A 9,588-nucleotide genomic window follows, 5' to 3' on the forward strand; every position below is an offset into this window, starting at 1 on the left:
CCCTTGCCCCCTCGCGATACATCTATTTAAAGATTACATGTACACATCATTCAATATTTCCTAGGCAATATTTGTCGATTATAAAAATGGCAGACTTGCAATAATTCCATTATAAAGTTTAATAATTACATAAATAACTAACGCAAGAAACAAACTCCACACGATTATTTCAAACATAACCAGCCCCAACGTTCCAATGAGTGTCATCGAGTTGCTTAGCTTAAATACAACATATATAAAATAAATGAAAGCTGTAACTAAAAAGACAAGCATAAGAATTTGTATGGATTGAAAGCCGACAGCTGAAATAATTGCTCCACCTAGAAAAATGACATAGCCCCCTCGGGCCTGCGCCATCGTTTTCCCCTCATAATCCTTTGAAAAGAATAACATTCCGATCTCATGAATAGTCTCTGCAATTAATTTTAGGGCGGAAAAGAGCATGAAATAAATAAGGGCAAATACAATTAGAACGAACAGCTTTATCTCAAAATCAGTAAGAAATTCTTTCATTCCACTGTATACACCAATAACCTTAAACAATTCAATTGCTTTAAACATAGTGTAGGTAGAAAAGGTTAAACTAAACAAAATGATCGTAATTAACGGAAGAAAGCCAAAAACATAAGGGTTTTTCATTGTTGCTCCTCTAATCTATAGGAAATTCTGATACTTAGTATGATATCGGATGGTATCTCATTTTCGCAAGAGCCTATCAAAATATTCTCCATAATTTAGAATAAGCGAATAATAATTTTCCATAAAAAACTGCAATACCTTTCCCCCTTCTATTTTTAAGTAAACCAACTTCTATTTACTGTCGCTTATATATAGGAAGGAAGTAATATGCCATGCAAACGCTTCATATTTGGAGTATAATTTTATTTATATACATAAATATATTGTTGGAAGGAGGATTCTCATGTCCATGATTTTTGCAATATTCTTGCCTATTATTTTGGCTGTTTTTATCCCTTTATTGTATAAAAAAGCAAAAAGAATCCATACTGGCTGGTTTGTTCTAATCGCACCTTTACTTTTAGTAGTTTTATATGCAATGTATATTCCTTCAGTAATGGATGGAAAAACTTTTTCAGAAGAAATGCCTTGGATTCCATCACTCGATATTTCGTTTGTCTCGTACATAGATGGCCTTAGCTTACTATTTTCTTTATTAATAACTGGGATAGGATCCCTCGTGGTTCTCTACTCTATCTTTTATTTAGATAAGGATAAAGAGAATCTAGGAAATTTTTACGTATACTTATTAATGTTTATGACAGCTATGCTTGGCGTTGTCCAATCTGACCACTTAATTGGGCTCTATTTTTTCTGGGAGCTAACTTCAATTTCATCATTCTTACTCATTGGCTACTGGTATACTCGCGATCGTTCTCGCTTCGGTGCATTGAAATCGATGATGATTACTGTATTTGGTGGATTGATGATGCTAGGTGGCTTCTTACTGTTAGGCATTATGGGAGAGACTTTCTCTATTAGGGAACTCATCTCACAAGCAGCTACTATTGCCGAGCATGATCTATTCGTCTGGGCGTTAGTGCTAATATTACTTGGGGCATTTACAAAATCTGCTCAATTCCCTTTTTATGTTTGGCTTCCAGATGCTATGGAAGCACCAACACCTGTCAGTGCCTATCTACACTCAGCAACTATGGTTAAAGCAGGATTATATTTAGTTGCACGACTTACTCCTATTTTCGCACTTTCGGAGGTGTGGGTATGGTTAGTTACTGGTGTCGGTATCCTCACACTATTCTGGGGATCGTTCTTTGCAGTTAAACAGACTGATTTAAAAGCAATTTTGGCTTTTTCTACAGTAAGTCAGCTTGGTTTAATCATGTCGTTACTAGGAATTGGCTCTATTGCGTATCACGTTACAGGTGATTTAGTAACGACCTACACATTTGCTACATTTGCTGCCATCTTCCATCTGCTAAATCATGCAACCTTTAAAGGAAGTCTCTTTATGATTGCTGGAATTGTAGACCATGAAACCGGCACACGTGATATTCGTAAGCTTGGAGGGCTAATGAGTCTAATGCCAATTAGCTTTACGATTGCAATGATTGGTAGTCTTTCTATGGCCGGTATTCCCCTATTCAATGGATTTTTGAGTAAGGAAATGTTTTTAGATGCGACCCTGTCGTTACAGCATGTTGGTCTATATTCAATGGATACTTGGTGGATATTGATACCAGTCGTTGCTTGGATTGCAAGTGTCTTTACATTCGTTTACAGCCTGTACTTTGTCCTACACACGTTCCGCGGAAAGCATACACCTGAGTTGCTGCCGAAAAAAGCGCATGAGGCTCCTATCGGAATGCTTATTTCCCCTGGAATATTAGCAACACTTGTAATCGTGATATTTTTCATCCCAAATTTCTTTGGAAATACATTTATTAAGCCTGCGGTAGCAGCTATTCAACCGAGCACCTATGCTCTACCTTCTGACGTAGGATTCAAAATAAAAGCTTGGCATGGATTTGATTCGCCCGCGTTATATATGACGTTAGGAATATTCCTTGTCGGCTATCTTTTATACAGAACACTCCCTAAGTGGAGCGTTGCCTACTCGAAGATGCCAGCCAAGGTTACATTGAACGGCGTTTATGATTGGTTAATGATGCTTTCAGAGAGTGGTGCCAATCAAGTGTCCTCTTTATACATGAAAGGTTCCATCCGCTCCTACTTAATTTACATTTTTGGAGCAATTATCATTTTACTTGCAAGTACTATGTGGATAAAGGATGCATTTGTCATTAGCTTTGATAACTTGGCACCTATCAAGTTTTTTGAAGTACTGTTATCGTTATTAATTATTATTGGAACACTTACAATATTAATTACTAAGTCTAGACTTACAGCAATCATTGCATTGGGAGCTGTCGGATATACAGTTGCATTGTTTTTCATCATATTCAAGGCACCAGACCTAGCTCTTACTCAGCTAGTAATAGAAACAGTTTCTGTGGCATTGTTCCTTGGTGCATTCTATCACCTACCTAAACTAAACAAGCATGAAAAAGGTAAGGAAGATCGCAAATTCCGTTTAACTAACTTTCTAATAGCCCTTGGTGTTGGAATTATGGTTACCTTAATTGCTATTTCTGCACATTCTCAAAAACTCGTTCCTTCTATATCGGAGTACTACAAAAAAACCGTATATAGCGAGGCGGGAGGCGGGAATATAGTAAACGTAATTTTGGTAGATTATCGTGGTTTTGATACATTATTTGAAATTAGCGTACTTACTATTGCATCTCTAGGAATAATAGCAATGATCACACTGAGATTGGCAAAAAAGAAAGGAGAAAGAAAAGTTGAAAACAAATGATTTAATCATCCAAACAACAACAAAAGTAGTCTTTTTTATCATTTTTCTTTTCTCCATCCATATCTTTTTTGCAGGTCATTATACACCTGGTGGAGGCTTTGTCGGAGGTCTGTTAATGTCTAGCGCAATAGTCCTCCTTTTGCTGGCATTCGACTTAAAAACAGTCCAGGATATGCTTCCTTTAAATTATACCGTTGTCACTGCAGTTGGGCTTGTTATAGCCCTGGCTACCGCTGCAGGTTCTATTTTCTTTAATGTTCCATTCTTCACTCATGTATATGATTATTTCAACCTTCCTTTACTAGGGAAAACATCCATCCATACTGCTATGTTTTTTGACACAGGAGTATATTTGGTTGTTGTGGGTGTTACAATGACAATTATTCAAATGATAGGAGGAGATGAATAATGGAAATTATGATGTCCATTTTAATCGGCTTTCTATTTATGGCTGCAGTGTATTTAATCCTCTCACGAAGTTTAATTCGGATTATTATTGGAACAGGTTTACTGAGCCATGGAACCCATTTGCTTCTTTTAACAATGGGAGGCCTTGGAGGAAAATCTGCTCCTGTCTTAGCTGATGGAGTAACCGATTATGCCGATCCACTTCCACAAGCCTTAATATTAACGGCTATTGTAATAGCTTTCGGTGTTACAGCATTCTCACTAGTTTTAGCCTATAGAACGTATAAAGAAGTGGGAACGGACAATATGGAACTTATGAAAGGATCTGAAGACAATGATTAATCTATTATTATTCCCAGTCCTCATCCCTTTCTTGTTTGCGGCAATTCTTTTATTTTTCCCTAAAAGAATAAAAGCGCAGCGAACGGTCACTATTATTGGATTGCTGACGGCGCTAGTATCGGCCTTTACATTACTCTTTAAAGTAAAGACGGATGGTGTACAAACCCTTACCCTAGGTAGCTGGGCTCCACCATTTGGGATTACAATGGTTTCAGATATGTTTTCAGCTCTTTTAGTTACCTCTTCTCTTATCATCACTTTATTTGTTGTATGGTATAGCTTTACTTACATGGATGAAGCGAGAGAAAAGTCGTTTTACTATCCAGCGATCTTATTTATGTTAACAGGTGTTAACGGAGCATTTACAACAGGTGATATTTTTAACCTATTTGTATTTTTTGAAGTATTGTTAATGGCTTCGTATGTACTAATTGTGTTGGGTGGAGAAAAAGTACAATTAAAAGAATCTATTAAATACATAATAGTTAATATTGTCTCTTCGTCCTTATTCGTTATTACAGTAGGATACTTATATTCCGTAGTCGGGACATTAAACATGGCTGATATTTCCGTTAAATTGGCCGAGATTGGCGAGGTAGGAATTGTAACACTAATCGCTGTATTATTCTTGATCGTATTCGGGATAAAGGGCGGTATTTTCCCTCTTTTCTTCTGGCTACCAGGCTCTTATGCTGCACCGCCAGTCCCTATACTTGCTTTGTTTGGCGCATTGCTTACTAAAGTCGGCGTATATGCTATCATGCGTACCTATACTTTGTTCTTTACAACGGACGTTGGATTCACTCATGAACTGCTCATGATACTCTCAATTGTTACGATCATCGTTGGATGTATAGGTGCACTTGCTTACTTTGATTTAAAGCAAATTATTATTTATAATATCGTCATTGCAGTAGGGGTCATCTTATTCGGGGCTTCTATTATGAATGAAAATGGAATGATTGGTTCTGTCTTTTATTTAATCCATGATATATTGATAAAAGGTGCTCTGTTCCTATTAATTGGCATTGTCATTAAAATTACAGGCACGTCCAATTTACGAAAAATGGGTGGATTGATGAAGAAATATCCACTTCTTGCTTGGAGTTATTTAATCGCAGCATTTGGTTTAGCTGGAATTCCTCCGTTAAGCGGCTTTATTGGTAAGATGTTAATCGTTCAAGGTGGCTTCGAAGGGGAATTATTATGGCAAAGTATTTTTATCCTACTTTCCAGTCTCATCGTATTACTATCCGCTATCCGGATTTTCATCTATGCATTCTGGGGTGAGCCAAAAGGCGAATCCTCTTACTTGGACGCTACATCCTATAAGCGTTTATTAGTTCCAACAATAGCTCTAGTTGCTGTTACTGTTTTTTATGGCGTTGGAGCCGAATTCTTAGTGCCACTTATGACTGATGCATCCAATGTGTTATTAGATCCTTCCTTATATGTTGATGCTGTCTTTGAAGGGGTGAAATAATGGCTTTTCAAATTTTGTTAAATGTATTTATAGCCCTTACGTGGATGTTTCTATCCATATCGTTTAAACCTACTACTTTTATAGTAGGATATCTGCTCGGTTTGCTAATGCTTTTCATGCTAAGAAAATCCTTTAAGTCACGATTCTATATGGATCGTGTATGGGCTGTTATAAAATTAGCATTCTTATTTTTAAAGGAGCTAATACTTTCTAACTTCTCTGTTTTAAAATTAATCGTGAAGCCAGAAATGCCTATCCGTCCGGCAATCTTTGCGTTGGAAACAGTATTGACTGAAGACTGGGAAATAACCTTGCTGTCCAGCCTTATAACGTTAACACCTGGTACGGTAGTTATTGATGTTTCGGATGACAATAAAACGTTATATATACACTCTATTGAGTTTAGCAATATAGACGAAGCAGTGAACTCCATACGCGATACCTTTGAGAAAGCAATATTGGAGGTGAGTAGATCATGATAACTTTTTTATGGGTAATTGTCGTGCTTATCAGCGCTGCTTTACTAGGCTTCATTTATCGTCTTGTAAAGGGGCCTACTACTCCAGACCGGGTTATTGCCTTGGATGCAATTGGAGTTGGCCTGATCTCATTAATCGGCCTGATTTCAATCTTATTTGACACTCCATTCTTTTTAGAGGTCATCCTCTTATTGGCCGTACTTTCCTTCATTGGGACTGTAGCGTTTTCTAAGTTCACGGAGAAGGGAGAGATCATTCAACGTGACCGTAATAGCTAATATATTCATCGTAGGTACTATATCCTTTGGAACTATTTTCATCTTAGTGACCGCAATAGGCTTGTTTCGTTTACCAGATGTTTACACAAGAGCCCATGCTGCTTCCAAAAGTGCAACGCTCGGAGTGATGAGCATCTTAATAGGAGTGTTCCTTCACTTTTGGTTAATCGAAGGTACATTTAATTCGCGAATTTTACTTGGTATCTTATTTCTCTTCATTACTGGTCCAGTCGGAGGTCATATGATGGGAAGAGCCGCTTATTATTCTGGTGTAGAATGCTGTGACCTTACAGTGCGAGATGATTTAGAAGAAGTTGTGGAAGAGAAAAGAAAGAATATGAAGGTAAAAACAGATACGAATTAGCTTCGAATTCATGCTTAACAAAAAAGTGCAAGCAAAGTTGGTTAACGCTTTGCCTGCACTTTTTATATTTTGTACAACTTAGCTCCATCGCTCATCTTTTATATTCGAGGTGAAATACCTTCCATAAAAAAAGCTTTTGCAAAACGTGATCCTCCACGAATTGCAAAAGCTTTTTTATACTAGTTAATAGTACGGGGAATATGGTGAACCATAGTAAGGATAAGGCTGGTATGGATAAGGTTGATATGGATATGGATATGGTTGTCTTGCACCAAATCCAATAATAGAAGAACCTAAAAGTCCTCCTACAAAGCCTCCTAATAGAGGAGCTCCAAATCCACCAAAGCCACCACCAAAACCTCCGTAACCTCCAAATCCTCCAGGGCCACCTGGACCCCTAGGACCTCCTGGACCTCTACCCCCATAACCACCGCGTTGATATCTAACCATAATGTCCCTCCTTTCAACACAGTGTATGCTATGTGGGATAAGTGTCCTGTGCGTTTATCCTACTCTTCGTCTGCCATTCTTTCAATAAGCGTTGCTAAAGTACGAACCATAACACCAGTACCGCCTTTTGGTCCAAAATCATATGCTGCTTTTGCATCGGACGTACCTGCGATATCTAAGTGAATCCATGGTGTATCTTCTACAAATTCTCCTACGAAACCACCACCGAAAATCATATGACCATCTCCTCCAGGGGAGTTGTTCAGATCTGCTACGTCACTTTTACGAATGCGTTTCTTATCATTTTCAGTTAACGGAAGTCTCCATACAAATTCTCCTGTTTCCAAAGAGGATTCCATAAAGGTTTCAAAGAATTCTTCATTATTTGTTAGTGCTCCAGTTTTGTCAAATCCTAATGCGGTGATTACTCCACCTGTTAAAGTAGCCACATCGACAATATAATTAGCTCCTTGCTGTTTTGCATACGTTACTGCATCTGCAAGAACTAAACGTCCCTCTGCATCTGTATTAAGAATTTCAATCGTTTTACCGCTCATAGAAGTAATAACATCATCTGGCTTAAATGCATTTCCAGAAATCATATTGTCCGTTGAAGCAATTACAGCTATAACGTTTTTATTTGGACGAAGCTCACCAATAATTTGCATAGCACCTAAAACTGCTGCTGCTCCACCCATATCGCCCTTCATACCAACGATACCAGTTTTTGTTTTAATAGAGTAACCTCCTGTATCGAAAGTAATCCCTTTCCCTACAAGTGCTACTACATCATCCCAGTTATCTGTAGCTTGATATTTCAAAGCGATTAAACGGGGTTCTTCAACTGACCCTTGGTTTACAGCCAATAAAGCTCCCATGCCAAGCTCTTCTATTTCTTTCTTACCTAAGATTTCTGTTTCAAAGCCATATGTCTCACCAAGCTCTCTTGCATACTCTCCTAGTTGTGTAGAAGTCAGCACGTTCCCTGGTGTATTCACTAAAATTCTAGCTTCATTAACCGCGTCTGCATAAATACTTCCTACTTCAAAGTAAGTTGCAGCTTCTTCTAAATCAGTATCTGTTAAAAGCTCGATAGCTGGTAAATAATAATCCGGCACGTTAGAGGTTGTTTTATAGCCTTCATAAACAAAAGCTCCCATACCAATACCCTCACCAGCTAAATAAGCTACATCAGCTTCTGTAGCGCTTTCAGAGGTAAATGATGGAACCCAGACTGCAAGGGATTCAGGCTTACTAGAAAGTAGCTCTTTCCCTACCAAACCAAATGCTTCTCGAATATTTTCTTGTGTTAACTTTTTACGATTTCCAAGTCCTACAAATAATATTCTTTTTACAGTTTCTTGACCCGCTATTGGGACTTTAACTATTTTTTTCGAGTCTGATGATATGTCACCACTTTTTACCCAATCAAGAATGTGATTTCCATACACATTTAATAATGCATCCCATTTCTCTGTATTTTCAGGATGCTTAGGAATTCCTACCACTAGTGTTTCGGATTGTACTTCTTCGAATGTTACATTGTTAGTGCTAATAATCATCATTTTTCCCCCTACATAATTTGGATACATTCTTATTATATAGCAACGAGAATGATTTTTCGAATAGTGAGAATATGTTATACTAAAAGTAACAAAGTTTTACAAGGAAGGCGGTGTCTGCTGTGGCAATTCTACAAAATACTCCACTATTAGCTGCTCTTTTCTCCATCTTCTTTGCCCAGTTCGTGAAAATACCAATACATTTTCTGGTCACTAAAAAGATAGATTGGAAATTATTCACTTCTACAGGTGGAATGCCAAGCTCTCACTCGGCTGCTGTAACGTCATTGTGTACAGCTATTGCTTTTGAAACGGGATTAGACTCTACCCTTTTTGCAGTTGCTACAGTGTTCGCAGTTATAGTGATGTTTGATGCAACAGGTGTTAGATTTCAAGCCGGTCAGCAAGCCATCATTATCAATCAGATGCGTGTAGATTTTCAAACTTTTGTTAATCAGACAAAGGATTGGGGACACAAGAAGAGCGAGGAAAAGCTAGAAGAACTAAAAACTTTACTTGGACATAAGCCTATTGAAGTTTTTATGGGGGCATTAACCGGTATTTTAATATCCATAGTTATTTATACGGTTATTTTATAAGGCTATCAAGGTGAAAGTTGAATAAATTAAAGCTTTGTTAAAGTTATCGGTTGATTTTGACTAACAATTCTTTTTTATAGTGACTGTAAACATTATAAAAAGTCAAATGGCTATTAAGAACTTAAATAGTTGATGAATTGGGGTTGTTGACAGTTTTTCTACTTTATTTATGCGAGTAAGTTTATAAGCGCTTTATCGATGCTAAAGCTGTTCCCGTTTATTGATTGGAGCGCCAGACGGCGACTCCTACGGGATGAGTGAGACAGAT

11 protein-coding genes are annotated in these 9,588 nt (G+C 37.7%); 8 read left to right on the forward strand and 3 right to left on the reverse strand.

Annotation, left to right across the window (positions count from 1 at the left end):
• Positions 1 to 78: 78 nt before the first annotated feature.
• Complete coding sequence (locus tag Q0371_RS18050) at positions 79 to 639, reverse strand: DUF5366 family protein (protein ID WP_169359667.1); 561 nt, start codon at positions 637 to 639, stop codon at positions 79 to 81.
• Between the two features lie 283 nt (positions 640 to 922).
• On the opposite strand from Q0371_RS18050, the gene Q0371_RS18055 reads away from it, so the two are divergent.
• From Q0371_RS18055 to mnhG, 7 genes are read left to right on the forward strand one after another with little or no spacing between them, the layout of a single operon-like run.
• Complete coding sequence (locus tag Q0371_RS18055) at positions 923 to 3,355, forward strand: Na+/H+ antiporter subunit A (protein WP_298473794.1); 2,433 nt, start codon at positions 923 to 925, stop codon at positions 3,353 to 3,355.
• Positions 3,342 to 3,764 (forward strand): Na(+)/H(+) antiporter subunit B, encoded by a 423-nt coding sequence (locus Q0371_RS18060; protein ID WP_298473797.1) that lies wholly within the window; start codon positions 3,342 to 3,344, stop codon positions 3,762 to 3,764. Before Q0371_RS18055 ends, Q0371_RS18060 begins: the two co-directional genes overlap by 14 nt.
• Entirely contained in the window at positions 3,764 to 4,105 is a 342-nt protein-coding gene (locus Q0371_RS18065) for a Na(+)/H(+) antiporter subunit C (protein ID WP_169359664.1), read from the forward strand. Before Q0371_RS18060 ends, Q0371_RS18065 begins: the two co-directional genes overlap by 1 nt.
• A complete protein-coding gene (locus Q0371_RS18070) occupies positions 4,098 to 5,588 on the forward strand; it encodes a Na+/H+ antiporter subunit D (protein WP_298473801.1) in 1,491 nt (496 codons plus the stop codon). Before Q0371_RS18065 ends, Q0371_RS18070 begins: the two co-directional genes overlap by 8 nt.
• Positions 5,588 to 6,067, forward strand: a complete 480-nt coding sequence (locus Q0371_RS18075) for a Na+/H+ antiporter subunit E (protein ID WP_298473804.1) — start codon at positions 5,588 to 5,590, stop codon at positions 6,065 to 6,067. Before Q0371_RS18070 ends, Q0371_RS18075 begins: the two co-directional genes overlap by 1 nt.
• The gene (locus tag Q0371_RS18080; RefSeq protein ID WP_298473808.1) at positions 6,064 to 6,345 is read left to right on the forward strand and encodes a Na(+)/H(+) antiporter subunit F1; all 282 of its coding nucleotides are present in this window, start codon (positions 6,064 to 6,066) and stop codon (positions 6,343 to 6,345) included. Before Q0371_RS18075 ends, Q0371_RS18080 begins: the two co-directional genes overlap by 4 nt.
• Complete coding sequence (mnhG, locus tag Q0371_RS18085; RefSeq protein ID WP_298473809.1) at positions 6,329 to 6,709, forward strand: monovalent cation/H(+) antiporter subunit G; 381 nt, start codon at positions 6,329 to 6,331, stop codon at positions 6,707 to 6,709. The genes Q0371_RS18080 and mnhG overlap by 17 nt, the downstream gene beginning before the upstream one ends.
• Positions 6,710 to 6,892: 183 nt before the next feature.
• On the opposite strand, the gene Q0371_RS18090 is transcribed toward mnhG, so the two are convergent.
• Entirely contained in the window at positions 6,893 to 7,159 is a 267-nt protein-coding gene (locus tag Q0371_RS18090; protein ID WP_298473812.1) for a spore coat protein, read from the reverse strand.
• A gap of 59 nt (positions 7,160 to 7,218) precedes the next feature.
• Entirely contained in the window at positions 7,219 to 8,721 is a 1,503-nt protein-coding gene (locus Q0371_RS18095) for a leucyl aminopeptidase (protein ID WP_298473815.1), read from the reverse strand.
• Between the two features lie 122 nt (positions 8,722 to 8,843).
• Between Q0371_RS18095 and Q0371_RS18100 the strand changes: the two genes are divergently transcribed.
• Positions 8,844 to 9,320 carry a divergent PAP2 family protein gene (locus tag Q0371_RS18100; RefSeq protein ID WP_169359658.1) on the forward strand — a complete coding sequence of 159 codons (477 nt, stop codon included), beginning with the start codon at positions 8,844 to 8,846 and terminating at the stop codon, positions 9,318 to 9,320.
• Positions 9,321 to 9,588: the final 268 nt, after the last annotated feature.

Origin of the sequence: uncultured Psychrobacillus sp. (genome assembly GCF_938022135.1) — a bacterium.
Classification (GTDB): Bacteria; Bacillota; Bacilli; order Bacillales_A; family Planococcaceae; genus Psychrobacillus.